Source organism: Hyphococcus luteus (assembly GCF_002943565.1).
Classification (GTDB): Bacteria; Pseudomonadota; Alphaproteobacteria; order Caulobacterales; family Parvularculaceae; genus Hyphococcus; species Hyphococcus luteus.
Window position 1 is genome coordinate 739,407 of record NZ_PJCH01000005.1, and the last position, 24,598, is coordinate 764,004.

The 24,598-nt window shown below is 63.2% G+C and carries 27 protein-coding genes and 1 tRNA gene; 21 read left to right on the forward strand and 7 right to left on the reverse strand.

Annotated features, from left to right (window positions below):
- Positions 1-129: 129 nt before the first annotated feature.
- A complete protein-coding gene (locus tag CW354_RS08475) occupies positions 130-1,356 on the reverse strand; it encodes a type II toxin-antitoxin system HipA family toxin (RefSeq protein ID WP_104829571.1) in 1,227 nt (408 codons plus the stop codon).
- Positions 1,356-1,730 (reverse strand): helix-turn-helix domain-containing protein, encoded by a 375-nt coding sequence (locus CW354_RS08480; RefSeq protein ID WP_104829572.1) that lies wholly within the window; start codon positions 1,728-1,730, stop codon positions 1,356-1,358. The genes CW354_RS08475 and CW354_RS08480 overlap by 1 nt, the downstream gene beginning before the upstream one ends.
- Before the next feature lie 233 nt (positions 1,731-1,963).
- Here CW354_RS08480 and CW354_RS08485 point away from each other — a divergent pair, with 233 nt between their 5' ends.
- The gene (locus tag CW354_RS08485) at positions 1,964-2,551 is read left to right on the forward strand and encodes a DUF6088 family protein (protein WP_104829573.1); all 588 of its coding nucleotides are present in this window, start codon (positions 1,964-1,966) and stop codon (positions 2,549-2,551) included.
- Positions 2,541-3,572, forward strand: a complete 1,032-nt coding sequence (locus CW354_RS08490; RefSeq protein ID WP_104829574.1) for a nucleotidyl transferase AbiEii/AbiGii toxin family protein — start codon at positions 2,541-2,543, stop codon at positions 3,570-3,572. Before CW354_RS08485 ends, CW354_RS08490 begins: the two co-directional genes overlap by 11 nt.
- 58 nt (positions 3,573-3,630) lie before the next feature.
- Here CW354_RS08490 and CW354_RS08495 read toward each other — a convergent pair whose 3' ends face one another.
- Positions 3,631-4,476 carry a DNA -binding domain-containing protein gene (locus tag CW354_RS08495; protein ID WP_165793602.1) on the reverse strand — a complete coding sequence of 282 codons (846 nt, stop codon included), beginning with the start codon at positions 4,474-4,476 and terminating at the stop codon, positions 3,631-3,633.
- A gap of 273 nt (positions 4,477-4,749) precedes the next feature.
- On the opposite strand from CW354_RS08495, the gene trbB reads away from it, so the two are divergent.
- The 12 genes from trbB (at position 4,750) to CW354_RS08555 (ending at position 14,678) form a co-directional block, all read left to right on the forward strand.
- Positions 4,750-5,745 carry a P-type conjugative transfer ATPase TrbB gene (gene trbB, locus CW354_RS08500; RefSeq protein WP_104830064.1) on the forward strand — a complete coding sequence of 332 codons (996 nt, stop codon included), beginning with the start codon at positions 4,750-4,752 and terminating at the stop codon, positions 5,743-5,745.
- The gene (locus CW354_RS08505; protein WP_104829576.1) at positions 5,742-6,077 is read left to right on the forward strand and encodes a TrbC/VirB2 family type IV secretion system protein; all 336 of its coding nucleotides are present in this window, start codon (positions 5,742-5,744) and stop codon (positions 6,075-6,077) included. The genes trbB and CW354_RS08505 overlap by 4 nt, the downstream gene beginning before the upstream one ends.
- Complete coding sequence (locus tag CW354_RS08510; RefSeq protein ID WP_104829577.1) at positions 6,077-6,331, forward strand: VirB3 family type IV secretion system protein; 255 nt, start codon at positions 6,077-6,079, stop codon at positions 6,329-6,331. Before CW354_RS08505 ends, CW354_RS08510 begins: the two co-directional genes overlap by 1 nt.
- Complete coding sequence (gene trbE, locus CW354_RS08515) at positions 6,325-8,805, forward strand: conjugal transfer protein TrbE (RefSeq protein ID WP_104829578.1); 2,481 nt, start codon at positions 6,325-6,327, stop codon at positions 8,803-8,805. Before CW354_RS08510 ends, trbE begins: the two co-directional genes overlap by 7 nt.
- Complete coding sequence (gene trbJ, locus CW354_RS08520; RefSeq protein ID WP_104829579.1) at positions 8,802-9,497, forward strand: P-type conjugative transfer protein TrbJ; 696 nt, start codon at positions 8,802-8,804, stop codon at positions 9,495-9,497. Before trbE ends, trbJ begins: the two co-directional genes overlap by 4 nt.
- Before the next feature lie 6 nt (positions 9,498-9,503).
- Positions 9,504-10,814 (forward strand): P-type conjugative transfer protein TrbL, encoded by a 1,311-nt coding sequence (gene trbL / locus CW354_RS08525; protein WP_104829580.1) that lies wholly within the window; start codon positions 9,504-9,506, stop codon positions 10,812-10,814.
- Between the two features lie 3 nt (positions 10,815-10,817).
- Positions 10,818-11,510, forward strand: coding sequence for a conjugal transfer protein TrbF (gene trbF / locus CW354_RS08530; RefSeq protein ID WP_104829581.1), 693 nt, complete (start codon positions 10,818-10,820; stop codon positions 11,508-11,510).
- Positions 11,511-11,514: 4 nt separating this feature from the next.
- Entirely contained in the window at positions 11,515-12,504 is a 990-nt protein-coding gene (trbG, locus tag CW354_RS08535; protein ID WP_104829582.1) for a P-type conjugative transfer protein TrbG, read from the forward strand.
- A gap of 5 nt (positions 12,505-12,509) precedes the next feature.
- Positions 12,510-13,802, forward strand: coding sequence for a TraB/TrbI/VirB10 family type IV secretion system protein (locus tag CW354_RS08540; RefSeq protein WP_104829583.1), 1,293 nt, complete (start codon positions 12,510-12,512; stop codon positions 13,800-13,802).
- A 12-nt stretch (positions 13,803-13,814) separates the two neighbouring features.
- Complete coding sequence (locus tag CW354_RS08545; RefSeq protein WP_104829584.1) at positions 13,815-14,051, forward strand: DUF2274 domain-containing protein; 237 nt, start codon at positions 13,815-13,817, stop codon at positions 14,049-14,051.
- A 3-nt stretch (positions 14,052-14,054) separates the two neighbouring features.
- Positions 14,055-14,369 carry a DUF736 domain-containing protein gene (locus tag CW354_RS08550; RefSeq protein WP_104829585.1) on the forward strand — a complete coding sequence of 105 codons (315 nt, stop codon included), beginning with the start codon at positions 14,055-14,057 and terminating at the stop codon, positions 14,367-14,369.
- Between the two features lie 69 nt (positions 14,370-14,438).
- Positions 14,439-14,678 carry a hypothetical protein gene (locus CW354_RS08555; protein WP_104829586.1) on the forward strand — a complete coding sequence of 80 codons (240 nt, stop codon included), beginning with the start codon at positions 14,439-14,441 and terminating at the stop codon, positions 14,676-14,678.
- Between the two features lie 51 nt (positions 14,679-14,729).
- Here the strand turns inward: CW354_RS08555 and CW354_RS08560 are convergent, their stop codons facing one another.
- Together CW354_RS08560 and CW354_RS08565 are read right to left on the reverse strand one after the other, a co-directional pair.
- Positions 14,730-16,154, reverse strand: a complete 1,425-nt coding sequence (locus CW354_RS08560) for a DUF6538 domain-containing protein (protein ID WP_104829587.1) — start codon at positions 16,152-16,154, stop codon at positions 14,730-14,732.
- Between the two features lie 130 nt (positions 16,155-16,284).
- Positions 16,285-16,359 (reverse strand) — tRNA-Gly (locus CW354_RS08565).
- Between the two features lie 124 nt (positions 16,360-16,483).
- On the opposite strand from CW354_RS08565, the gene CW354_RS08570 reads away from it, so the two are divergent.
- The 7 genes from CW354_RS08570 (at position 16,484) to CW354_RS08600 (ending at position 22,636) form a co-directional block, all read left to right on the forward strand.
- Entirely contained in the window at positions 16,484-17,065 is a 582-nt protein-coding gene (locus CW354_RS08570; RefSeq protein ID WP_104829588.1) for a prolyl-tRNA synthetase associated domain-containing protein, read from the forward strand.
- Positions 17,066-17,170: 105 nt separating this feature from the next.
- The gene (locus tag CW354_RS08575; RefSeq protein WP_104829589.1) at positions 17,171-18,097 is read left to right on the forward strand and encodes a thioredoxin family protein; all 927 of its coding nucleotides are present in this window, start codon (positions 17,171-17,173) and stop codon (positions 18,095-18,097) included.
- Positions 18,098-18,106: 9 nt separating this feature from the next.
- Positions 18,107-18,766: an LON peptidase substrate-binding domain-containing protein gene (locus CW354_RS08580; RefSeq protein WP_104829590.1), complete on the forward strand. Its 660-nt coding sequence runs from the start codon at positions 18,107-18,109 to the stop codon at positions 18,764-18,766.
- A 26-nt stretch (positions 18,767-18,792) separates the two neighbouring features.
- Positions 18,793-19,005: a Trm112 family protein gene (locus CW354_RS08585; RefSeq protein ID WP_104829591.1), complete on the forward strand. Its 213-nt coding sequence runs from the start codon at positions 18,793-18,795 to the stop codon at positions 19,003-19,005.
- 107 nt (positions 19,006-19,112) lie between these two features.
- Complete coding sequence (locus CW354_RS08590) at positions 19,113-20,243, forward strand: GNAT family N-acetyltransferase (RefSeq protein WP_104829592.1); 1,131 nt, start codon at positions 19,113-19,115, stop codon at positions 20,241-20,243.
- 5 nt (positions 20,244-20,248) lie between these two features.
- Positions 20,249-21,085, forward strand: a complete 837-nt coding sequence (locus CW354_RS08595; protein ID WP_165793603.1) for a cupin-like domain-containing protein — start codon at positions 20,249-20,251, stop codon at positions 21,083-21,085.
- A gap of 87 nt (positions 21,086-21,172) precedes the next feature.
- On the forward strand, positions 21,173-22,636 hold the full coding sequence (locus tag CW354_RS08600; RefSeq protein ID WP_207764724.1) for an AMP nucleosidase: 1,464 nt from the start codon (positions 21,173-21,175) through the stop codon (positions 22,634-22,636).
- Here CW354_RS08600 and CW354_RS08605 read toward each other — a convergent pair.
- Both CW354_RS08605 and CW354_RS08610 read right to left on the reverse strand, forming a co-directional pair.
- Entirely contained in the window at positions 22,633-23,439 is an 807-nt protein-coding gene (locus CW354_RS08605) for a glutaminyl-peptide cyclotransferase (protein ID WP_207764725.1), read from the reverse strand. The genes CW354_RS08600 and CW354_RS08605 overlap by 4 nt on opposite strands.
- On the reverse strand, positions 23,436-24,587 hold the full coding sequence (locus CW354_RS08610) for a GNAT family N-acetyltransferase (RefSeq protein WP_104829595.1): 1,152 nt from the start codon (positions 24,585-24,587) through the stop codon (positions 23,436-23,438). Before CW354_RS08610 ends, CW354_RS08605 begins: the two co-directional genes overlap by 4 nt.
- Positions 24,588-24,598 lie beyond the last annotated feature (11 nt).

Here is a 24,598-nt window from a genome sequence, read left to right on the forward strand (position 1 = left end):
TTCTTGACGCGCTTGGGATTGGTGATCCGGCCCTGGGGCTAAAATCCAGCGGCAAGTTGGGCCTGGCCACTATGGAGCAGGCCAGAGATTCCGGCAGATTCTGCCGGAGTTTCTCCATTGTGAGGCCTGTCAGGCTTGCAGGGCGCGTTTTGCTTCGTCGTGGACGAACGCGTCTTCATAACTGCGCGCTTCATTTGCCAACATGCCCTCGTCGAGGAGCGCCTGTTTCCAGTCTGCCGCGATGAGTTCGGCCATTTCCCGCGCCTGTTGTTTCGCTTCGTCGCGCGTCAGGTCGAAGAATTCGCAGGCGCCGAGCGCGATGTCGTATGAGGCGTCGAACGCACCGCCCTCGACGATCCCTGTTTCAAGCACGCGCTGGCGGGACGGCGACGGATTGATGTCGAAGGCGGGCGACAGACGCCAGCGGTCGCCGCCGGCATAGAGGAAGCCGTGGTTCTGCAAGTGATCGTCCTTGTTCGAGACAAGGACCGTGAACACGATCCGGCGCCAGAGTTCGTGGAGGTCGTCGATCGGTTTTGCGGAAATCTGGCGGATGACATCGCCGATGTCGGTGTAGAACGCGCCCTCCTCGCGCGACCAATCGAGGGCGGTGCGCGCGGATATATAGGGAATTCTGGTGGGGCCGCGGCGATCGAACCGTCTGATGAGCGCGATGGGACTGTCGCTCGCCCTGAGCTCCAGCCTTGCTTCGGGGACGCGCAGCCCGCAGCGCTTTGCGAGCCGGAGCGTTGCGATTTCGGCGCGCTCGATGGGTTTCGTATCCTGGACGGATGTGAATTTGGCGATCCAGAGATGGCCGTCGGCTTCGGTGATGTTGGCTTTCGGCCGCGCGCCGCCGAGCGAGCCGCCGGCGCCGGCGAGCCTGCGCGCTTCGGCTTCGGCGCCTTCCGGGTCGCGTTCGAAGCGGTGCGCGAGGGCGCGCAGCTCTTCGAGTTCGACGAGCCGCGGAATGGGCGGGTTGAGCGCCGACAGCGGTTCGAGATCTTCACCGAGAAAGCGCAGGGCGCCCTGACGGGTCCGATCGTCGGCGAGCACGAGATAGTCGAATTCGGTGAGGCCGCCGCCAAGCGCCTTGCGCATCAGGGCCCGGCCCCAGGCGTCGGGCGCGGCGTCGGCGAAACAGCCGGACAGGGCGGAGGTTTTGTCGTCGCGTCCCGAACTGAAGAAGCCGCCGGTCCGCAAGGGGAGTGCGGGCGAGAGCGCAAAGCGGTCGGGATCGGCCAGCCATTCGGGGGCGTATTCGAACTGCGAATGCTGGCGCCGCCCGTCGGTTTCGAAACGCAGGCGTCCGACAATGCGTTTGCTTTCGCCGAGTGCGACGATGGCTTCCGGCATCAGAATCCGACCCCGCCATCATCGTCCGCGTCGGTCCCGCGGGCCGGCGCGGCGGCCGGCCGGGAGCCGCGTTTGCGGTCGATGCGTCTCGGCAGCGCTTCTTTCTCCATCAGCAGGCCGGTGTCGTCCGAACCGGGATCGAGGAATTCGGAGATCCGGCCGAGTTCGCCGAGGACGAGGCAGGCCATGGTCAGGGCTCCGATGCTGACCCCTTCATCGCCTTTTTCCAGCCTGATAAGGGTGCTTTCGGACACGCCGATCCGTTCGGCGAAATCCTTGAGGGCGATCCGCCGTTTCAGCCGGGCGGTCTTGAGGTTCGCGCCGAGCGATTTCAGCGCCCGCCGGGCGCTGGGAGATGCGATCTTAGCTGCCATATTTGAAAGCCATATACCATTTAATTGTCATATATGGAAATTAGTGTTTCAGAAGACTTAATGCAAGGCGCCGCCGCCGGAGGTGCCCGACCGGGCCGGCCTCAGCGAAAATCTCGGCTATTCCCTAATCCCGAGCCTTTTCAAGGCCTTGCCATCAGGTCTCGGGCGGCAGTGAATTATTCATTGAAAAGTGTCAGAAACTACACTACGTTTCTGACAATTGGAGACCTGAGATGAAAACCACCGAAGCCATTCTTCGATACGCCGAAGGCCTGCCGGAAGGCGCGCCGATTGCGGCAAAGGCGCTCCTGCATCTTGGCGAGCGTGCGAATGTCGATCAGGCGTTGTCGCGGCTCGTGAAACGCGGCGTGCTGATCCGCGCGGGACGCGGCGTCTATACCCGTCCTGTCGTTTCGCGCTTCGGCAAGCGTGCGCCGACGCCTGAGAAGTTCGTGGAACAGCTTTCCGCGCACACTGGCGAGGCGGTGGCGCCGAGTGGCGCAGCGGCGGCGAACATGCTGGGGCTGACAACTCAGAACCCGGCATCCATGGTGTATCTCACATCCGGCCGCACCCGGTCGCTGGCGCTTGGCCGGCAGAAGGTCGAGCTTCGTCATGCTCCGGCGTGGCTGCTTCAGCGGCCGATGGCGCGTTCCGGTCAAGCGGTGCGCGCGCTCGCATGGATGGGACGGGAACATGCGCCGGAGACCGCGCGCCGGCTCGGCGCGGCGTTGAACGAGAAAGAAAAGCAGGAACTCCTGTCCATGCGCCCGCTTGTGCCCGGATGGATGGCGAAGGAGATCAGCGTCCTTGCCGTCTGACGAACAGCTTCAGGCATTTCTGTCATTGGCCGACGCGGAGCGCGCCGAAGCGCTGGCGGTCGCGGCTGACATCACCGGGCGGCCCGCGCATCTTCTCGAAAAGGATGTGTGGGTCGTCTGGACACTGAATAAATTGTTTTCAGCGCCGTTCGGCGGCGACCTGGTCTTCAAGGGCGGGACATCGCTCTCGAAGGCGTATGATGTCATCAGCCGGTTTTCCGAAGACATCGATCTGACTTACGACATCACCGCCTTTATTCCCGATCTAGCGACGAAAGAATCTGGCGGCATCCCGCCCAGCCGCTCCCAGGCAGCCAAATGGACGAATAAAGTCCGGGAGGAGCTTCCGGCATGGGTGAGCGGGACCGCCATGTCAGCGATAGAGGCTGCGCTGAAGGCAGATGGATTGACGGCTAATCTGACCGCTGAAGGTGAAAAGCTGACCATTGCATTTGCGCCTGCGGCCACGGGCAGCGGCTATGTCAAACCCGAAGTCGTTGCCGAGTTCGGAGCGCGCTCGACGGGAGAACCTGCAACCGCGGTTGAGATTTCCTGCGACGCAGCGCCAGCCCTTCCGATGCTGACATTTCCAACCGCGTCTGTCCGCGCCATGGCCCCTGAACGGACGTTCTGGGAAAAAGCCACGGCCGTTCATGTTTTCTGCGAAGGCGGACGGCATCGCGGGCGTCCGGCTTTCGCCCGGCACTGGCACGATCTGACGCGGCTCAAACGAAAAGGCGTTGCCGAGAAGGCGATCGCCGATAAAGCGCTGGCTTCCGCCGTCGCAACGCACAAATCCCTCTTCTTTCGCGAGAAGAAAGCCGACGACGCAGAGATCGACTATGCGGCGGCTGTGCAGGGCAAACTGAACCTCGTGCCGACGGGCGACCGCCTCGAAGAATTGCGCAAAGATTATGAAGCGATGATCGCTGATGGCCTGCTGTTTGACGATGCAGATGGCTTTGATGCGCTGATGGCGGAGATCGGCGAACTTCAGGAGCGCGTAAATAGGAAGGCGTAGTAGCGGCGAGCGCTAGCGCGGACGCTCGCACGGGTCTGCTCCCGTTTCGTGTCGATGCTCAGGCGCAATGCGGGCCCGCTGGCGCGAGATCCGAGCCCAGCAATTCTTTCCGAAACCCGCCGTCGCGGAGGCCCTGTCCTTTCTTCACGAGATAGTGGATCGCGTGTTTCATCGAAGAGCCGCCCCAGTCCTCCTCTACACGCTTTGAGCCATAAAGCACGATGGCGATTTCCTTGTGGCTCATGCCCTGCTCCAGACCGTCGAGTGTGATCACGCAGTTGCGAAGGACTTCCGTGGTCTTGGTCCAGACCGGTCCCGGCGGGTGCGGCCCGTCGCCATAGATGTCGAAGGCCGCTTTCTGGAGTTTCACGCGATGGTCGTAGCCGTCGACATCCGAGATCGTGAGCCGCATTTTCACGGGCTCCAGCCCGAGCAATGAAATCCCCGTACAACAAAGCTGAACGACAACGCCGTTGCGTCGGACCAGCAAATATTCGCGGCCCATCATGTCCGTGATGTGGGTAATGTCGCAAATCGGAATGGACCGATCCCAGAGTTCGCAACGCTGATCGAGCGCGCGCGGCCTGCAATTGACCTCGACCTGATGCGGAAAGGCCAGACGATTCCAGACCGCGTCCGCATGATAGGCGTCGCGTTCCGGGTCGGGCATGAATATGAGCCCCCAACGCTCGGAAAGCGTCTGGTCGGTGCGCGGCCGCAAGAGCCGGACATCGACGCAGGGCGCGGTCTTTTCCGAGATGTCCTCAGCATTCACGCAGGCCGCGTCGCGCCGGAATTCTTCATTTCGCCGAAGAAACTCCCACGCCCAGCGGTCCGGGGAAAGCGGGCTCAGATAATCATAAGCTTCAAGTATCTCTGCGGAATCGAGGTCTGAACGGGTCATATTCCGCCTCCTTCCCATGGGGTTGAGGCAAGAATGGCGCCAGCCGCTCAGCCGTCTTTATTTGCCGCCAGCGCGACCGGAAAATGCTCGACAACGCTTTATTTGCGCTGCACTGGCCCGTTTACCGGTTTCTTCATAAGCGCCGCTCGGCTGCGTCGTATCTGCGGTTATCAAGCGTTCCCGAACATTGCCGAAAATGGTCCGCGCTCCAACTCCCTAACGCGTCTCAAACCCGAGATGATCTGCATCGAGACGATGAAAGGGAGCGGTGACATGCCGGCGAACACGCAAAAGCAGGAAACGGACGAACGCCACATCACGATGTTACGTACAGCGTTCTCGTCCGTCATCCGCGATGCGCTCGCCGATCCCGACACGATCGAAATCATGGCCAATCCCGATGGATCGGTCTGGATCGAAAAGGCCGGGCGCGGCGTCGTCGCTTCCGATCATCGTCTTGAGCCCTCCGACCGGGAGCGAGTTATTCGCCTGGTCTCCTCCGGGGCGGGAGAAGCCGTCGGCCGTCATTCCCCTATCGTCTCCGCAGAACTCCCCGGCGGCGGCGAGCGGTTCGAAGGGCTTCTCCCGCCCATTTCTTCGGCGCCCTGCTTTTCGATCCGCAAAGCGGCCGCGACGGTTTTCAGCCTTGATGACTATGTCGAACAGGGCGCGCTCAAGCCGTCGCTGGCGGGCGCATTGCGCGACGCGATTGGCTGTCACCGTAACATTCTGATCGCCGGCGGCACGTCGTCGGGCAAAACCACGTTCACGAACGCGCTGCTCGCCGAGCCGGCCTTTCGCGACGAGCGGATCGTCATTCTCGAAGATACGCGCGAACTGAAATGCGCCGCGCGCAATGTCGTACAGTTACGCACGTTGAGAGACCATGTCTCGCTCAAGCAGCTTGTGCGCTCGACCATGCGCTTGCGTCCCGACCGTATCGTGGTCGGGGAGGTGCGCGGGCCCGAGGCGCTCGACCTACTGAAGGCGTGGAACACCGGCCATCCGGGCGGCATCACGACCTTGCATGCGAATTCCGCGCGCGGCGCGCTTGCCCGGCTTGAACAATTGACGCTGGAAGCGGCGCGCCAGGCGCCCGTCGCCCTGATCGCGGACGCCATCGACGTGGTTGTCTTCATGAACCGGTCCGGCGGCAAGCGCCGCGTCGAGGAAGCGCTGCGCGTCACCGGACTCGATGGCGGCGGCTATGCGACCGCGCCGCTCATTTCCCCCGCTCTTTCCATCGTGAACCAAGGAGACGCGTCATGACGCTCTATTCAAATATAAAGGCTCTGAACCGGACAGTGCAGGCAGCGGCCTGCATCGCGGCCCTGACGATCATCGCCGGTCCCGCGCATGCGGCCGGCACCGGCATGCCCTGGGAAGGCCCCCTCGATCAGATCCTTCAGTCCATCGAAGGCCCGGTCGCGCGCATCGTCGCCGTCATTATCATCACCCTCACCGGTCTGACGCTGGCCTTCGGCGAAACGTCCGGCGGCTTCCGCAAGCTCATCCAGATCGTCTTTGGCCTCTCCATCGCCTTCGCGGCGACGAGCTTCTTTCTCACCTTCTTCTCCTTCGGCGGCGGCGCGCTCGTCTGATGACTGAGGGTTACGAAATCCCGCTCCATCGCTCACTCGCCGAGCCGATCCTGATGGCGGGCGCGCCGAGGGGCGCCGCCATCGCCATCGGGACGCTGGCCGCCGCCCTGGCGCTGGGCCTGCGGCTCTGGATACCGGGCCTCGCGCTTTGGGCGCTCGGCCACAGCGCCGCCGTCTTCATCGCGCGAAACGATCCGGATTTCATGGGCGTGGCTGCGCGCTCCACCCGACACCGGGAGCATCTGTCATGCTGAACCTCAGGGAATATTCGCAAACGCCGCGTCTTCTCGCCGACTATCTGCCCTGGGCGTGTCTTCCGGCGCCGGGCGTCGTCCTCAACAAGGACGGCTCGTTCCAGACGACGTTCCGCTACCGCGGGCCGGACCTTGAGAGCTCGACCGAAGCCGAACTCGTCGCCGTCATGGCGCGCGTCAACAATGTCTTACGCCGGTTCGGGTCAGGCTGGGCTCTATTCTTCGAGGCGCAGCGCGAAGAAGCCGGCGATTACCCCGTCAGCGCGTTTCCCGACGCGGCCTCATGGCTCGTCGATATGGAGCGCGCATTACAAGCTGACGAAGCCGGCGCGCGGTTCGAGAGCCGCTATTACCTGACGCTGCTCTGGCTGCCGCCGGCGGATGCAGCGGGCAATGCGGAACGCGCGCTGATCCAGCGCCCACAGGCGAAGAGTTCGGCCACCTGGCGCGAAAGGCTGGAGACGTTCCAGCAGCAGGCGGCGCGGGTCTTCGATCTTCTGTCGACATCGCTCGCCGACATCGCGCGCCTCAGCGATGACGAAACGCTGACCTATCTTCATTCGACGATCTCGACCAAGCGCCATCCCGTGACGGCGCCGGAGCTGCCGGTCTTCCTCGATACGATCCTTGCCGATGAACCGTTCGCAGGCGGGCTCGAACCGATGATCGGCGACGCGCATCTGCGCACGTTGACCATTCTCGGCTTTCCGGCCTCGACCCTGCCGGGCATTCTCGACGAACTGAACCGCCAGGGATTCGCTTATCGCTGGGCGACGCGCTTCATCGCCATGGACAAGGCGGAGGCCGAGAAGATCCTGGGGCGCAAGCGCCGGCACTGGTTCGCCAAGCGCAAATCCATCGGCGCGGTGCTGCGCGAGACCCTTTTCAACGAACAGGCCGCGTTGCTCGATACTGACGCCGACAACAAGGCGGCCGACGCGGATGCGGCGCTTCAGGAACTCGGCAGCGATCTCGTCTCCTATGGCTATGTCACGACCACGATCACCGTCGCCGATGCGGACGCGAAAGCCGTTGAAGAAAACATCCGCATCGCCGAGCGGATCGTCAATGGCCGCGGCTTCACGGCGATCCGGGAAACGCTGAACGCGGTCGAAGCCTGGCTCGGCTCTCTGCCGGGGCATGTCTACGCCAATGTGCGCCAGCCCATTCTTCATACACTGAACCTCGCTCACATGGTCCCGCTTTCCGCGGTGTGGGCCGGCTCAGCGGAGAACCCGCATCTTGGCGGCGCGGCGTTGATCGAAGCGCAGACTGACGGGACGACGCCGTTTCGTTTGAATCTCCATGTCGGCGATGTCGGTCATACACTGGTGGTGGGCCCGACGGGCGCCGGCAAATCGGTGCTGCTCTCCATGCTGGCGCTGCAATGGCGCCGCTATAAGGGCGCTCAAATTTTTCTCTTCGACAAGGGCCGCTCGGCCCGCGCCGCGACACTCGCCTTGGGCGGCGCGCATGTGGATCTTGGCGGGACCGAACGGCCGAGCCTTCAACCCCTGAAGGACATCGACACGGAATCCGGCGCGCGGTTCGCCGCCGACTGGCTGGGCGGTCTCTGTACGCAGGAAGGCGTTGTCATGACGCCGGACCTAAAAGCCCGCCTTTGGGAAGCGGTCGCGGCGCTGGCGAGCGCTCCGGAACGCGAACGCACTTTAACGGGGCTGTCGCTAATGCTCCAGGAGGACGCCCTGAAGGCGGCGCTTCAGTCCTATACGCTCGAAGGCGCGCATGGGCGCCTGATCGACGCGGACATGGACAGCCTGTCGCTCGCTGACACGGTCTGCTTCGAAATGGAAGAGCTGATGCATTCGGGCGGCGCGGCGCTTGCAGTGCTGACCTATCTCTTCTATCGGCTCGAAGCGCGCTTCGACGGACGGCCGACGCTGCTCGTCCTCGATGAAGCCTGGCTGTTCCTCGACAATCCTGCTTTCGCCGCGCGCATCCGCGAATGGCTGAAGACGCTGCGCAAGAAAAACGTCGCCGTCGTGTTCGCCACACAATCGCTGGCGGATATTTCAAATTCGTCGATCGCCCCGGCGCTGATCGAATCCTGTCCGACGCGGATATTCCTGCCGAATGAACGCGCGGCCGAACCGCAATCGCAGGAATCCTATCGGCGCTTCGGTCTCAATGACCGCCAGATCGAGCTGATCGCGCGGGCGACGCCGAAGCGGGACTATTATTACCAGTCGCCGCTCGGCGCGCGTGTGTTCGATCTGGGGCTCGGCCCGATCGCGCTCGCCATTTGCGGCGCGGCCGATCCGGTCAACCAGAAACGCATCGACAAGGCGCTGAAAGAGGCCGGTCCGAACGGCTTCGCGGGCGCCTTCCTGCGCGCCAGGGGCCTCGACTGGGCGGCGGACCTACTCGGCCGCTGGCCCCGGCTCCATGTCCGCGAACCGCTGGCGGACGCACCTGATTGTTTCGATCCCGTCGAACTGGAGATGTCGCCATGAATTATCACAGATTCATTCAAGGCGCATTATGCGCGGGCCTCCTTACCATCGCGCCGGCGGCGCAGGCGCAATGGTCCGTCTACGATCCATTGAATCACGTCCAGAACATCCTTCAGGCGGTGCGCACGCTGGAAGAGGTTGAGAACCAGATCCAGCAGCTCGCTCATGAGATCGAGATGCTGGAGAACATGGCGCGCAATCTCGAAACGCTGCCCGTCAATGTCGCCGAAGCGATCATCCTCGACCGCATCAATCGCATCAGTGAGTTGATGCGCGAGGCCGAAGGCATCGGCTACGGCGTCGAGACGGTCGAACGCGATTATGATGAAGCCTATCCGGATTCCTATAGCGAGCCGCCCTCGCAGGCGGCGCTCGTGGAAGACGCACGGCGCCGCTGGAGCCAGTCGCGGCTCGCTTATCGCGACACGCTCGTCACGCTCTCGGCCGCGCTCGCCGACAATGAAACCGACGCCGGCGCCATCGCCGGTCTTGTCGAGCGCAGCCAGAGCGCGGCGGGGGCGCTTCAGGCCGCCCAGGCCGGAAACCAGATCGAGGCCATGCAGACCGAACAGCTCATGCAGATGGAGGCGATGATGGCGGCGCAATACCGCGCCGACGCCCTCGATCATGCGCGCGAGTTGGCCGAAGAAGAGCGCGCCCGCGCCCGCTTCAGAAGCTTCATGGGAGATTGAGGCGCGATGGACGTGATCGATACATTTCTCGCGACGTTTATCGCCTATATCGATTCAGGCTTCGGCCTGCTCGCGGGCGACGTCGCCTATCTGTCGACCACGCTGATCGTGATCGATGTGACGCTGGCGGGTCTCTTCTGGGCCTTGTCGCAAAACGCCGACGTGATCGCGGGCCTCCTGAAGAAAATTCTATATGTCGGGTTCTTCGCCTTCATCATCGGCAATTTTTCGATGCTGTCCGGCGTAATCTTCGACAGTTTCGCCCGGCTCGGGCTAACGGCCGGCGGCGGCGCGATGACGCCGGACGATCTGATGCGCCCCGGCTACATCGCCGGCGTCGGCTTTGAGGCGGCGAAACCGCTGCTCCAGAACATCGCCGACCTGTCGGGACCCATCGCCTTCTTCAACAACTTCGTGATGATCGCGATCCTGCTGATCGCCTGGGCGGTGATCATGGTCGCCTTCTTCGTCCTCGCCGTGCAGCTTTTCATCACCATCCTGGAATTCAAGCTGACGACGCTAGCGGGCTTCGTGCTCGTGCCCTTCGCGCTCTGGAACAAGACCTCGTTCCTCGCCGAACGGGTCCTTGGCAATGTCATCACGTCCGGCGTCAAACTGATGGTGCTGGCGATTGTCATCGGCATCGGCTCAACGCTGTTCGGCTCGGTGGCGGATGCCTTTCATACGGGCGATGACGTGACGCTGGCGCAGGTCATGGGGACCGTGCTCGCCGCGCTCGTCTTCTTCTGGATGGGTGTCTTCGCACCCGGCATCGCGTCGGGCCTCATCACCGGCGCGCCGCAGCTCGGCGCAGGCTCGGCGGCGGGCGCAACAGCGGGCGTGCTCGCCGGGACCTACGCCGCCGGTCTTGGCGGCAAGGCGCTGATCGGCGCGGGCGCGAAAGGCGTCTCCGGCGCGGTCAAGGCGGGCGCATCCGTCGCCGGCGGCGCGCGCACGTCCTATGCGATGGGGTCGGTCGCCTCCGGCGCATCCGGCGCCGGCGCGGTTGCTGCGGGTCTTGCGGGCGTCGCCCGCGCGGGCGGCGATGTCGTTCGCCGCACCCTCTCGCGGCCGGGCGACGCGATCCGCGACGCCTACACACATGGCGCGCGCGGCGCATGGACCGCGACGGGCGGATCGCCGGTCGGCGGGCCGCCGCCTCAGCCGTCCGCATCTGCGGGCAGTCCGGCCTGGGCGCGACGCATGCAGACCCAGCAGCACATGGCCCATGCCAGTCAGGCGGCGGCCCACACCTTACGCGAAGGCGATCACGGCTCGTCCGGCGCGGCGCCGACCCTCACAGACAAGGACGACTGACCCATGTTCTTCAAACGCTCATCGACCAGCTACGGCCAGAGCCCGTTCCCGGAAACGCCTTATCAGAAAGCCGGACAGATCTGGGACGAACGGATCGGATCGGCGCGCGTGCAGTCGAAGAACTGGCGTCTGATGGCGCTCGGTTGTCTCGCGCTCTCCTTCGCGACGTCCGGCGCGCTCGTCTGGCGCAGTCTGCAATCGACCGTGACGCCCTATGTGGTCGAAGTCGACGAAACCGGCGCGGCGCGTGCGGTTGCGCCGGCCGTTGAGCGCTACAATCCGAGCGATGCGCAGATCGCGCATCACCTCGCGAACTTCATACAGGATGTGCGCGGGCTATCCGTCGATCCGGTCGTGGTGCGTGAGAACTGGCTCCGGGCTTACGACTTTGTAACCGACCGCGCGGCGACGACGCTCAGCGAATATGCAAACGCCAATGACCCTTTCGCGGACATCGGGCGCCGTTCGCGCACGGTCGAGATCGTCAGCGTCGTCCGCGTGTCGGCGGACAGCTTCCAGGCGCGCTGGATCGAGAAGACTTACGAGAATGGCGCGCTGATGAAGTCCGACCGCTTCACCGGGCTCTTCACCATCGTCACCCAGCCGCCGCGCGATGCGGCGACGCTGCGCGCCAATCCCCTCGGTTTGTATGTCCACGAGCTCCATTGGGGCCAGGACCTTGTCACAGGAGACTGACCCCATGCGTATTCTGTTGTCCTCATCCATGCTCGCCCTGACGGCGGCCTGCGCGTCGGCGCCCGCCGATGACGGGTTCGACCGCGCCGGTTTTGTCGGCGCCGTTCCGTTCGAGGAGACGGAGGATTACCCGGTCGAAATCGTCGAAACCGCCGTGCCGCTTCCGCTGCCGGGCCAGTTGAAGAAGATCGACGCCGCGCCGCCGGAACCGCCGGTCCCGCCCGAGGAGGCGATCGAGCAAGGCCGCGCGCATGCGCTGATGGAGCCGACGGTGGATGGCTATGTCAATGCGATCCAGGTCTATCCTTACACGGAAGGCGCGCTTTACCGGCTCTATGCTAGCCCCGGTCAGGTCAGCGATATTGCCTTGCAGCCGGGCGAAGACCTCGTGTCCGTGTCGGCCGGCGACACGGTGCGCTGGGTCGTGGGCGACACGCTGTCCGGCTCAGGCGCCGAAGCCCGCGCGCATGTCCTCGTAAAGCCGATCAATGCCGGCATCCGCACCAATCTGATGATCGCGACTGACCGCCGGACCTATCATCTGGAACTCGAAAGCGTTGCGAGCGGCTATATGGCGGCGCTCTCCTGGCGCTATCCTGCCGACGAGCTGACCCGGCTCGCCGCGCGCAATCGCGACGCGCTGGCGCGTGACGCCGGAACGGTCGAACGCGGTCTTGCGCTGGACGGGCTTAACTTCGAGTACAGACTGACCGGCGACGATCCCGACTGGAAGCCGGTGCGCGTCTTCGATGACGGCCGTCAGGTCTTCATCCAGATGCCGGCAGGCGTGACGACCACCGACATGCCGCCGCTGTTCGTTCTCAATGACGAGAACGACGCCGAACTCGTCAATTACCGCGTGCGCGGGACGTACTATGTCGTCGATCGCCTGTTCCGCGCGGCGGAACTTCGCCTCGGCGAGAAGCCGCAGACGGTCGTACGCATCATCCGGGTCGAACGCACCGCCTCGCTCGGCGCCGGATCGAAGGGCTGAGCGCGATGGCCGATCCTGTTCCCTTCGACGAGCATGCCGAGCGGCTGAAAATCCGCGCGGCGCCGCGCCCGGTCGCGAAGATCAATCGCAAAGTGCTGATGGCGGGCGCAGCCGCCGGCGCGCTGCTCCTGTTCGCGGCGGCCAGCATTGCGCTCGCCCCGCCCAAAGCCGTCGATCCCGCCGACCGGCAGGAGATCTACAATACCGGCAATACGCGAAAGCCGGACCGGCTCGCCTCGCTGCCGGCGAGCTATACCGATCTGCGCCTGACGCCGAAGGATGACGCAACGCCGCCGGACGTTGCACTCGGGCCGCCGCTCTCCGGCGATCTCGGCGCGACCGTGCTTCAGGCCGAACGCGAGCTTGGCGTCGAGCCGCAATATGCGCGCCGGATCGATGACGATTTCCGGCCGAACCCGGAAGACGAGGCCGAACGTGCCCGGCGCATGCGGCTTGCCGCGCTCGAAGAGGAAGCGGCGCGCGCGCCGGTCTTCTTCCGCCTGGAATCGGAAACCGGCGGCGCCGCGAAAACCACGGACGGCCGGTCCGCCGATCGGCTCTCTCTGGAGCGCGCGGCGCTCAACGGGATCGGGTCGGACCTCCTGGCGCTGGCGGGTCTGCCGCAGGGCGCGCCGTCGGCCTTCGGCGCCGAGCCCGATCCGAACTTGCAGGACCGCAAGCGTGCGTTCGCGGGCGAAACCGGAAGCGCCGACATCTATAATCCTCACGGCGTTGAATATCCCGTCTCGCCTTATCAGGTGATGGCGGGCACGCTGATCCCGGCGTCTCTCATAACAGGCATCAACAGCGACTTGCCGGGTGTGATCATCGCCCAGGTGACGCAACCGGTCTATGACACGGTGAGCGGCGACTATCTGCTGATCCCCCAAGGCGCCCGGCTGCTCGGACGGTATCAGTCTGAAGTCTCGTTCGGTCAGGACCGCGCATTGGTGATCTGGGACCGGATCATCTTCCCGGACGGGTCCTCTGTGGTGATTTCAGAGCCGGGCGCCGATGCGCAAGGCTATGCCGGCGTTTCCGACCGCACCGATCATCATTGGGGCCGCGTGTTCACCGCTGCCGGTCTCGCGACCATTCTCGGGATCGGCGCCGAACTCGGCTCCGGCGATGACAGCGACATCGAACGCGCAATCCGCCGCGGAACGAGCGACACAGTGAACCAGGCCGGCCAGCGCGTCGTCGAACGCAATCTTGGCATTCAACCAACGATCCGTGTGCGTCCCGGCTGGCCCGTTCGGGTCGTGGTGACGCGCGATCTTGTCCTGCGGCCGCACTGAAGGAGGCGATCCATGAGTTTGCGCATCGATAAACTGCCTGACCGCACGCCGGTCAAACTGACCATCAGCGTCGATCCCGATCTCGCACAGGCGCTTACCGACTATGCGGCGATCTACCGTCAGACCTATGGCGAGGAGGAAAAGCCCGAAACGCTGATCCCGGCCATGCTCGAAAACTTCCTCGGCGCGGACGCCGGGTTCAAGCGGGCCCGCAAGGCCCTTCACGCCAACGCTAGCAAAGGAGAGTAACCCATGGCGCAGATCGGCTCATTCAATCTCAAGGATGGAAAATATACCGGCACCATCCGGACCATGACGATTAACGTCAAGGCCCAGCTCATCCCCAACAAGGACAAGGTCAATGACGATGCGCCCGACTTCCGGATCTATGCCGGCGGCGCAGAACTTGGCGCGGCCTGGCGTCAGGACTCGAAGGATGGCGAGACGCCTTATCTCGCCGTGAAGCTCGACGATCCGAGTTTCGACAAGCCGATGCGGGCCGCATTCTTCGAAAACGAGACGGACGGCACCGGCGTCATGGTCTGGAACCGGCCGAAGGCGCGTTGAGCGGCGCAAATCATCCGGCGATCCGAGGCGGCAATGGCGTTTACGGATGAAGAGCTGCGAAGAGCGCGGATGATTCTGGCGCAGGTCGTGATGACTCATGACCGGAAATATCTTCCGCTGTTCGAAGTGCTCGACACCGAGGTGCGCAGACGGGAGGAGAGCGCTGCCCGGATCTCAGAAGTCGCCCGGAGCGCCGTTGCGGGGCGCGGCCTCCGGCGGCGCAAACGGCGCAAAAACCTGGCCGACGCGCGCCGGAAACCCGCGCAGTCGCAACAGAAGCCGGACGACCGCTTGGCGTCGAAAAATTAGAGCGGCGGCGAACAGGCCCGCGCGTCAAAAGCCGGACCGCGCCGGCCGCATTCAGGCTGTCGCCCGCCCGTGTTTGGCGTCGAACGCCGCGAAGAAATCGTCCGGAAACGGGTGCGCGATTTTCAGAATCTCGCTCTGGCGATAGGCCATAGAGCCGCCATCGCCATATTTGGGGCGGTCATGGTCGTGCCCCATCAGGAGGCATCGCAATTCATAGTCGATGCCTGCTTCTTTCATCCGGTTCTCGAAGGCGTGGCGGAAGGAATAGGCGACATGATTCGGCGTCTCGAAAAGACCGCGCCGCTTGAAGGTCGCGCTCAGCGCGGCGGAGAAACTGTTGGTCTTGTCATGATAGTGGGGGAAGCCCTTCGGCGCTCGTCTTGCGGCCTCCAGGGCGACGCCGACCAGCGGGATTTCGCGTTCGGACTCGGCCGCTTTGATCTCGCGATCTTCGCGGAACGGAATGACGAGATGAGGGACATTCGCTGTCAGGCGGATGTCTTCGGGCCTGAGATTGATGACTTCTCCTGGACGGCAGCCGGTTTCGATAAGGATACAGGTGATCAGGAAGAGGTCATCGGAAATCCCGTCGAACGCGCCGGTTTTGAGAATATGATTGCGCACCCAATCGTCGCTGAAGGCGGGGCGCTTTTTCTTTTTTCCGCGGGCGGTTTTGAAATTGAGATTGCGGAAGGGATTCGCCCTGTCCTCTTCGCCGAGATATTTGAAATAGCGCTGATAAAGGTCGCGGATGTCGCCAAAATGGCGCGCAGCGGTTTTGGGGGACTTGGCCTTGGCGCCCATCTTCTCGCGCGAGATCTGATCCGACCACCAGCCGAAATATTGCTGTGCGTGGTCGCGGGTAATGTCGGTCATGGCGAGATCGCCGACCACCTCGACGAAATAGTTCAGCGACCGGTCTTTGGTTGCCTTCCAGAGCCGCAATTGCGCGCGCGACTTGCGCCGATTGTCGGTCGGCGCGATTTCGTCCTGATAGAGCCGCATGGCCCCGCTGACGGTCAATTTTGGCGTGTCGACGCCGCCAAGGACAGCGTCGGTGAGTGCGGGAATCACGCGCCCGTCCGCGGTGGTCTGATTGCCGATGGCCAGCGAGCGGCGCACCAGTTCTTCGATCATGGCGGGGTCTGCGAGTTCGTGCAGCGGGCGGTATTTGAAGCCGACGGCCATGGCGCGGGCTTTGGCCAGCTCGTACCGTCTGGCGGCGGGCTCGATGTCCATGTCCTGACCGGCCGCTTCGAGCCGCATTTTCTGCTTCAGCGCGTGCCAGTATTCGTCGTCGGCGCGAGCGAGACCGTCGCGTTGTTCGCGGGCTTCCGGGAGGGCGCGCGTGCCGAGCGAAACGCGGATCAGCGGGGCGTCATAGAAGGGGGCGAGCTTGCGGGGAACGGCGCGCTGATAGTGATACCAGCCGTTGCGCAGGAGGAGGTAGCGGTCGGGATCGGATTGCTTCGACATCCCTGAATTCTATCACAAACTCTATCCATTTTCTATCACAAATCTGGCGCTTTCGAGCGGACACGAAACCTAACAAGGCCGAAAAGGCCTGTGATTTCAATGTGTTGTTTTGAATTTTGGGTGAAGAGAATGGAGCGGGCGATGAGATTCGAACTCACGACCCCAACCTTGGCAAGGTTGTGCTCTACCCCTGAGCTACGCCCGCTCGGCGCCTGCGCCCGGCCCGCTTGAGCCTCGGCAGGGGCCGCTATATGCACGAGGGCCGGGCGCTTTGCAAGCGCGGAATGCGCCCGATATGACGTCTGGACAAAAGAGGGGCTGGAGCGGCGATGGCGGGCGATATTCAAGAAGGCGAAGCGGGCGAAAGCGCGGAGGAGAGGGCGGCGGGCGTTCCCGCCGGGGCCGCTGACCGGGCGGCGCTCTTCGCCTTTCTCGACGAGCTCGGGATCGCACACAGGACGGTAGAGCATCCGGCGATTTTCACCGTGGAGGAGGGGCGCGACTACAAGAAAGACATGCCCGGCGGGCACTCTAAAAACCTCTTTTTGAAAGACAAAAAAGGCAAGCTGACGCTCGCCGTTGCGCTCAGTGAGACCCAGGTCGATCTCGTCGGTCTCGGCAAGCGGATCGGGGCCAAAGGCCGGCTCTCCTTCGGCAAGCCGGACCTGATGACCGAGACGCTCGGCGTCATTCCCGGCGCGGTGACGCCGTTCACGCTGATCAATGACAGCGCCAAAGCGCTCACCCAGGTGATCCTCGACGAGGCGCTGCTCGCCCACGACCCGGTCTGGTTTCATCCGCTCGAAAACACCGCCTCGACGGCGATTTCCCCGGGCGATCTCGTCAGCTTTGTCGAGGCCTGCGGCTTCGAGCCGCTGATATTGCCGCTTTCCGGGCCGTTTGAGGACTGAAACGGTCTGCGCGGGCGGTTGCGTTTCGCCGCGCGCGCCCTCATTTAATGAAGGAGAGCCCGACAGCGGGCGGATTTTAGACGATCGCGGGCGCGGAGGCCTGGCATGAGCGAGATTATCGGCGGCGGACAAGGTGGAGCAGGGGCTCCGGACGGAGACCTGATCAAGGACGCGACTATCGAGACATTCGAACAGGACGTTCTCGCCGCGTCCATGCAGGTTCCGGTGATTGTCGATTTCTGGGCCGACTGGTGCGGGCCCTGCAAGCAGCTCGGGCCGCATCTCGAGAAAGCCGTGAAGGCGGCGGGCGGCAAGGTCAGGCTCGTCAAGATCGACATCGACAAGAACCAGATGCTCGCCTCGCAGATGCGCATCCAGTCGATCCCGACGGTCTATGCATTCTTCCAGGGCCGCCCGGTGGACGGGTTCCAGGGCGCGCTGCCCGAAAGCGAAATCAAGGCCTTCGTCGACCGCCTGCCTCAGGCGGACGGCCGGTCCGAGAGCGACCCGAACCAGGATTACCTTGCGGCCGGCGACGCCGCGTTCGAGGCTGGCGATATGGCGACGGCGGCGCAGCTTTACGCGCAGGCGGCACAAGCCGACCCGCAAAACGTCGCCGCCATCGCCGGGCTTGCGCGCTGTCACCTGGCGCTCGGCGACAAGGAGAAGGCGCGCGAAACTTTCTCCATGATCCCTGAAGACAAACAAAACGAACCAGCCGTCGCGAGTTTGAAAGCCGCGCTGGAGCTCGCCGAAAGCGGCGGGGAGACGGGCGATATCGCCGCGCTTGAGGCGGAGGCGCAAGCCAATCCGGAAGACCTTGAAAAACGCTTCGCGCTCGCCAACGGGCTTTTGAGCGCCGGCTCCATGGAGCCCGCGATTGAACAATTGCTGGCGATCATCGAGCGCGACCGTGAATGGAACGACGCGGCGGCGCGGGAAAAACTCCTGACCGTGTTCGAAGCGCTGGGCCAAACGCATCCGGCGACGGTGCGAGGACGGCGCAAACTTTCATCCATCCTGTTTTCGTAAAGGCGGCGCATGGCGGCAGGGGCGGGAAAGCCCGGAAGACTGAAGGCGGCGCCGGAGACGCTGCCGCTGTTTCCGCTGACCGGCGCGCTTCTTTTGCCGGGCGGGCAACTGCCCCTCAACATTTTCGAGCCGCGCTATCTCGCCATGGTCGACGCCGCGCTCGCCGGCGACCGGCTCATTGGCATGATTCAGCCCATCGAAGAGACGGACTCAGGTCGCCCCGAGCTTTACCGGGCCGGGTGCGCCGGGCGCATCACCTCGTTCGCCGAGAGCGGCGACGGGCGTTATCTCATCAATCTCACAGGGACGCGGCGTTTTGCGCTGGCCGAAGAGCTGGCGAGCGATACGGCTTACCGTCTCGCCCGGCCCGACTGGGACGCCTTCGCGATTGATGGGCAAGGCGATCCGACCGAAGACGAGGTCGACCGCGAGGCGTTGCTCGAGGCCTTGCAGGAGTATCTGGCTGCAGAAAACCTGCACATTGAATGGGACAAAGCGGCCGAAGCCTCGCCGCAGGCGCTGGTCGTATCGCTGGCTATGGGCTGTCCGTTTCGGCCCAATGAAAAACAGGCGCTGCTTGAAGCGAAGACGCTTGCGGAGCAGGCTGAATGCCTTATGGCGCTGATGGCTTTAGCGGGCGGCGATGACAATGGCGCCCCGCTGCAATAAGACATTACCAAAGAAAGGTCCGGGCGATGAGTGAAGCGCAAGACAAGCCGGAAATTGATAGAAAGCTTCTGGAAATCCTGGTCTGCCCGCAGACGAAGGCGCCGCTCGACTATGACCGCGAAGCCGGCGAGCTGATCAGCAAGAAAGCGGGGCTCGCCTATCCGATCCGTGACGGCGTGCCGATCATGCTGATCGAGGAAGCGCGCACCCTGACCGACGAGGAAATGCGCGCGCGTTAACAATCGGCGCTCGAGCCGCCGGCAAGGTTAACGGTCCGGTCTATGCATGACGTCTTCAGGAGCCGGTTCATTTCGCCGGCGCTGTCCTGAATTCGGAGACCGGCGTCTTGTCCGCTGAGCTGGAAAGAATTGAAACGCTTAAGACGCGCGGCGCGCTTGTCGCGCCGGGAGAGGCTCCGGGCCTGTGCGATGCGTGGGCGGCGCTCTGCGGCGACCTTCTGGAAGAAAACCCGTTCTTCGCGCCGGAAGCGCTCTTGCCGGCGCTCAAGGCTTACGCAAGCGAGCGCGTGCGGCTCGCCTGCATCTGGTCGGGGGAGGCGCTGATCGCGCTTTTGCCGGTCGTCAAAAGGCGGGTCTATGCGCGCCTTCCCGTCGCCTATTGGGCGACCTGGACTCATCCGCATTGTTATTACGGCGCGCCGCTCATTCGCCGCGGCTTCGAAGAGGCGGCGTTCGCAGGACTTTACGAGCTTTTGTGCGAGGGCGAGGAGGGTCGCGCTTTCGTGCGGCTGGCGCGTCTCGACCGCGACAGGCCGGCGATGAAAGCGGCGCAAAGCGCGGCCGAAACGGAGCGCCGGCTCGCCTATGACGCGGGCGCCGTCGCCCGCGCCATGCTGCCTTCGGGCGCCTCGGCGGAGGCGACGCTCGCCGTTCATGTGCGCAAGAAAAAGCGCAAGGAATTGGCGCGCCTGAAAAAGCGGCTCGAAGAAAAGGGAACGCTGACGCTGCGCCTGCTCTCGCTGGCGGACGATCTCCGTCAGTGGACGGAAGACTTTCTCGCGCTTGAAGACAAGGGGTGGAAAGGCAAGGCGAAAACGTCGCTGAAATCGGACGGCAAGGACGCGGCGTGGTTTCGCGAAACCCTTGCGGCCATGGACAAGCGCGCGCAGCTACATTTTCTTCGGCTCGACCTTGACGAAAAACCCGTCGCCATGCTGGCGACATTGATTTCGAATGGCGCCGCCTATTCCCTGAAGATCTGCCACGACCCCGACTATGCGCGCTATTCGCCGGGCGTGATGATCGAGATCGAGGCCATGCGTTCGCTCCTGACGCGGCCCGATTTCCGTTTCGCCGACAGCTGCGCCGCGCCGGACCATACGATGATCAACGGCCTCTGGCGTGCGCGTCGCGTCGTCACCGGCCTTAATGTCAGCGGCCGCAGCGTTTCCGCTCGTGGAAGCCTCGGCCTTGCACGGTTGTTGGAGGGCGCCCGCGCCCGCCTGCCGAAAGGATGAAAGCGATGAGTGCGTTCAATCCCCGATCTCTTGACGATTTCGCCGAGCGCTATCCCGCGTCTCCGGCGACGCTGCAGCACCGCTTAGCGGGTCATCCGCTGTTCGCCATGCACCGGCTGACGACGCTCGCCCGCGCCCTGCCGGCTGACCGCATCGAATATAATTCGGGCGACCTGCCCATCGGGCAGGATCCCGGCGAAACGCCGATGAACGGGCTCAGCGCCGAAGAAACCCTGCGCCGCATCGCCGAAAATAAATCCTGGATGGTTCTTAAAAATATCGAACGCGATCCATATTATGCGAGGCTGCTTAACGCCTGTCTCGATGAGCTTGCGCCCGTAACGGCGCAAACCACCGGCGCCATGCACAAACGCGAAGGCTTTATCTTCATTTCATCGCCCGGTTCCGTGACGCCTTTCCACATGGACCCCGAACACAACATCCTGATGCAAATTCGCGGCGCCAAAACATTCCGGATTTTTCCGGCGGCGCGCGATTTCGTCAGCGACGAACAGCACGAAGCGTTTCACCGGGCCGGCGGCCATCGCAACCTTCCCTATAAAGAGGATTTCGACGATTGCGCGACGGCCTATAAACTCTTTCCGGGCGACGCGCTTTATGCGCCGGTGAAGGCGCCGCACTGGGTCAGGGTCGGCCCGGACGTCTCCATTTCGCTCTCGATCACCTGGCGCAGCGAAGCCTCCGACGCTGAAGCCTCGCTCCGCCGCGCCAATGGCTGGCTGCGCGCCCATGGGATTGCGCCGCCGGCGCCGGGGGCGGTTCCCTTGCACGACCGGCTGGCGTCGCTTGGGGCCCGGGCTGCGGCCCGGCTTGCGCGCTGAGCTCCAGCCATTGAGGGGCTTGCGGCGCTGGCCTATTCTCTCCGGGCGGTGTAAGGGACGGGACTTTTTATCCTGACGGAGGAAATAGTGTCCTCAACCATAGAATTCGACGCCCCGGCCAGCGATCTTCAGCTTTGCGCAAGTCCTAAGGAGGCGATCGACCGGCTCATCGCGCTTTATGACGAGGCTTACGACAGCACGCGGCAGCGCTTTGAGCAGTATCTCGCCGGCGACGCGGCGGTCGACCGAAGCAGCGGCGCCGTCTATCCTTATCTGTGCGCAGTGGTGCCGGCGGAGGCCGCGCCCCAGACCTCGAAGCTCGCCCTCGGCCAGATCGCGGCGCTCAGCGTTCACGGCGCGACAGTGACGCATCCGGCGCTCTTCGCCGATTATTTCTCGGCGCAGCTCGCCTATATCATAGAGCGCTATTCCGCGAAGATTTATGTGGGGCGCTCTTTCACGCCGATCCCGCTCACCTTCGCGCTTGAAAAAGCGACGGCGGCCCTGACGCCGGAAAAGCGCAACCGCCTGCAGCAATATTTCCACACGCCCAATCTCGTCGCCACCAATGACGACATTGTCGACGGCCATCTCATCTTGAAGCGTCACGGCGCCATGCCTTTGTCGCTCTTCACGGCGGAGCGGGTCGATTATTCCCTGCATCGCATCCAGCATTACACGGCGACGAAGCCCGAACACTTCCAGAATTATGTTCTGTTTACGAACTATCAGCGCTATGTGGACGAATTTGTCGACTACGCAAAAGGCGAGATCGCGGCGGGCCGCGCCGAGGCGCTGATCGAGCCCGGCGACCGCGTCACGACCAAGGATAAAAAGCCTGAAGGGCCCGAACCCCGCCTGCCGCAAATGCCGGCCTATCACCTCGTTCAGCCGGGCCATGACGGCATCACGCTCGTCAATATCGGCGTCGGGCCCTCGAACGCTAAGACGATTACCGACCATCTTGCGGTCCTGCGCCCCCATGTCTGGTTGATGATCGGCCATTGTGGCGGTCTCCGGCGGTCCCAGCGGCTCGGCGATTACGTCCTCGCCCATGCTTATTTGCGCGAGGACAATGTGCTCGACGATGTGTTGCCGCCCTCGGTGCCGCTGCCGACCCTTGCTGAAGTGCAGCTCGCCATGACCCAGGCCGTGCAGGAAGTGTCGGGCATCGAACAGAAAAAGCTGAAAGAGCATTTGCGCACCGGCACCGTCGTCACCACCAGCGACCGCAACTGGGAGCTGCGTTTTGAAAAGAACGCCGTGCGCCTCAACCAGGCGCGCGCCATCGCCATCGATATGGAATCGGCGACCATCGCCGCCAACGGCTATCGCTACCGCGTGCCTTACGGAACGCTTTTATGCGTGTCCGACCGGCCGCTTCATGGCGAGGTGAAGCTGCCCGGCATGGCCGACGCTTTCTATCGGGAGCGGGTGAGCCAGCATCTCGACATCGGCGTCAGGGCCATCGAGCTCCTGCGCGAAGAGGCGCGGGCCGGAACGCTGCACTCGCGCAAGCTCAGAAGCTTCGATGAGCCGTTTTTGCGCTAATTGAGCATTTCGAAGATTTCGATCTTGAAAAGCTTCGGCCAGTATTTGCCGGTGACGTAGAGGACGTCTTTTTCGCCCTTATAGGCGATGCCGTTCAGAACGTCGGTCTTGCCGCGTTCATAATCTTCATCGGGCAGGAGGCCGCGCAGATCGACGATTCCGGTGACCGCGCCGCTCGACGGATCGATGCGGACAATGGCGTCGGTCTGCCAGACATTGGCGAAAATCTCGCCGTCGACCCATTCAAGTTCGTTGAGATTGCGCAAGGGCTTTCCGCGCAGAGTGACGTTGAGACGTCGCGTCTCCTCGAAGGTTAAAGGATCGATGAAGCGCAATTGCGCGCCGCCGTCGCTCATCACCAGTTCTTCGCCGTTGAAGGCGAGACCCCAGCCTTCGCCGTCATACTGGTAACTTTTTTCGAGCGTGAAGTTTTCCGGATCGAAGCGGAAGGCGGTTCCGTTTTTCCAGCTCAGAACGAAAATGTTGCCATGCGCCATGGCCGCGCCTTCGCCGAAATGCGATTGCGGCAGAGCGGTTTTTTGCAGGACTTCGCCTGTTTCAAGATCGACCCGCCGCAGGGAAGATTCGCCGTACTGGCCGGTCGTCTCGTAAAGGTCGCCATCGTCGAAAAAGAGGCCTTGCGTGAAGGCGTCGCGCGCATGGGGATGGGTTTCGAGGACGCGGTAGCCGTAACGGAAGGGCTCGACAGGCTCTGCGGCCGCTGCTGCGCAGCACGCCAGAAACGTGACAAAGACGGCGGCCAGCCTTGTTGCAATATGCCGCCTTGCAACAACGGGTCTCACAGCGGCTTCTCGTACATGCGATAGGTCTTGTAGATCTCGGCGCCCATGTCGAGGAGCATCGACAGCATGGATTCGTTGCTGTCGAGAATCCAGGAGAGCTCGGAATGAACGACGCCGCGGGAGACATTCTCTTCTTGGGCGATCATAATCATTTTGTAAGCGAGCGCCGTGCCGACCGGGCGGCGGTGAAGCTTGCGGACGACGCCCATGAGCGGCATGCGCGCGCGCGGAACGGGCTGCAGTTTCAGCCGCCAGATCAGCTTCGCCCAGTTGAAGGGCAGCAATTTGCCGCCGAAATCGCGGGTGACGTAATTGACGTCGGGCAGGACGAGGCTGAACGCCGCCGGTTCGCCGTCATAATCGCAGAACACCACATTATAAGGCTCAATGATCGGCCTCAGCTCCTTCGCCATATGGTCGATCTGATCCTCCGTAAACGGAATAAACCCCCAATTGTCGAACCATGCGTCGTTGAAAATATTGACGAGGGTGTGAATCTCCCTGTCGAAATTCTTCATGTCTATGGTGCGGAACGAGACTTTCGGGTTGGCGAGCGCCTTGTCGATAAAGCGCTGGCGTTTTTCCGGCATCAGTTGCGGGCGCGGAATATATTTAAGGGCGTGCATGTCGACGGCTTTTTGAAAGCCGTTCTCCTCCATCAGGCGCGCATAATAAGGCCGCCCGTGGGGCATCATCACGTAGGGCGGCGTGTCGAAACCGCTGATGAGAAGCCCGGATTCCTCATTGATCGTATTGTTGAAGGGGCCGAGAATTTTCTCAACGCCTTCGGATTTCAGCCAGTGCGAGGCCGCATCGATGAGGGCCTTGGCGACGCCCGGGTCGTCAACGCTCTCGAAAAAGCCGAAATGGCCGGCATTGTCCCCATGGCGCTCGATATAGGCCCTGTTGACGAGCGCGGCGATGCGTCCCGCCGGCTTGCCGTCCTTCTCGGCGATCCAGAGTTTGCGCGGAAACCCCTTGATCGACGGGTTCTTCTCGGCGTCGAGGCGCGCGGCGAGCTCATATTCAAGCGGCGCGACGTAATTCGGGTCGTCGGCGTAAATGTCGTTCGCCAGCCGGATGAAGGTCTTCATGTCGGCGGGCGTTTCGACAGGGCGGATGGCGAGAGAGGCGGCGGTGTCGAGCATGCGTGTTTCCG

Coding starts and splice junctions, on each gene's coding strand:
- CW354_RS08550 (WP_104829585.1), top strand. CDS start 14,055: ATGGCGCAGATCGGCTCATTCAATCTCAAGGATGGAAAATATACCGGC.
- CW354_RS08475 (WP_104829571.1), bottom strand. CDS start 1,356: ATGCCGGAAGCCATCGTCGCACTCGGCGAAAGCAAACGCATTGTCGGA.
- CW354_RS08570 (WP_104829588.1), top strand. CDS start 16,484: ATGGCGGGCGATATTCAAGAAGGCGAAGCGGGCGAAAGCGCGGAGGAG.
- trbJ (WP_104829579.1), top strand. CDS start 8,802: ATGAATTATCACAGATTCATTCAAGGCGCATTATGCGCGGGCCTCCTT.
- CW354_RS08595 (WP_165793603.1), top strand. CDS start 20,249: ATGAGTGCGTTCAATCCCCGATCTCTTGACGATTTCGCCGAGCGCTAT.
- CW354_RS08580 (WP_104829590.1), top strand. CDS start 18,107: ATGGCGGCAGGGGCGGGAAAGCCCGGAAGACTGAAGGCGGCGCCGGAG.
- CW354_RS08555 (WP_104829586.1), top strand. CDS start 14,439: ATGATTCTGGCGCAGGTCGTGATGACTCATGACCGGAAATATCTTCCG.
- CW354_RS08505 (WP_104829576.1), top strand. CDS start 5,742: ATGACGCTCTATTCAAATATAAAGGCTCTGAACCGGACAGTGCAGGCA.
- trbF (WP_104829581.1), top strand. CDS start 10,818: ATGTTCTTCAAACGCTCATCGACCAGCTACGGCCAGAGCCCGTTCCCG.
- CW354_RS08540 (WP_104829583.1), top strand. CDS start 12,510: ATGGCCGATCCTGTTCCCTTCGACGAGCATGCCGAGCGGCTGAAAATC.
- trbE (WP_104829578.1), top strand. CDS start 6,325: ATGCTGAACCTCAGGGAATATTCGCAAACGCCGCGTCTTCTCGCCGAC.
- CW354_RS08485 (WP_104829573.1), top strand. CDS start 1,964: ATGAAAACCACCGAAGCCATTCTTCGATACGCCGAAGGCCTGCCGGAA.
- CW354_RS08575 (WP_104829589.1), top strand. CDS start 17,171: ATGAGCGAGATTATCGGCGGCGGACAAGGTGGAGCAGGGGCTCCGGAC.
- trbG (WP_104829582.1), top strand. CDS start 11,515: ATGCGTATTCTGTTGTCCTCATCCATGCTCGCCCTGACGGCGGCCTGC.
- CW354_RS08480 (WP_104829572.1), bottom strand. CDS start 1,730: ATGGCAGCTAAGATCGCATCTCCCAGCGCCCGGCGGGCGCTGAAATCG.
- trbL (WP_104829580.1), top strand. CDS start 9,504: ATGGACGTGATCGATACATTTCTCGCGACGTTTATCGCCTATATCGAT.
- CW354_RS08510 (WP_104829577.1), top strand. CDS start 6,077: ATGACTGAGGGTTACGAAATCCCGCTCCATCGCTCACTCGCCGAGCCG.
- CW354_RS08585 (WP_104829591.1), top strand. CDS start 18,793: ATGAGTGAAGCGCAAGACAAGCCGGAAATTGATAGAAAGCTTCTGGAA.
- trbB (WP_104830064.1), top strand. CDS start 4,750: ATGCCGGCGAACACGCAAAAGCAGGAAACGGACGAACGCCACATCACG.
- CW354_RS08545 (WP_104829584.1), top strand. CDS start 13,815: ATGAGTTTGCGCATCGATAAACTGCCTGACCGCACGCCGGTCAAACTG.
- CW354_RS08560 (WP_104829587.1), bottom strand. CDS start 16,154: ATGTCGAAGCAATCCGATCCCGACCGCTACCTCCTCCTGCGCAACGGC.
- CW354_RS08495 (WP_165793602.1), bottom strand. CDS start 4,476: ATGACCCGTTCAGACCTCGATTCCGCAGAGATACTTGAAGCTTATGAT.
- CW354_RS08610 (WP_104829595.1), bottom strand. CDS start 24,587: ATGCTCGACACCGCCGCCTCTCTCGCCATCCGCCCTGTCGAAACGCCC.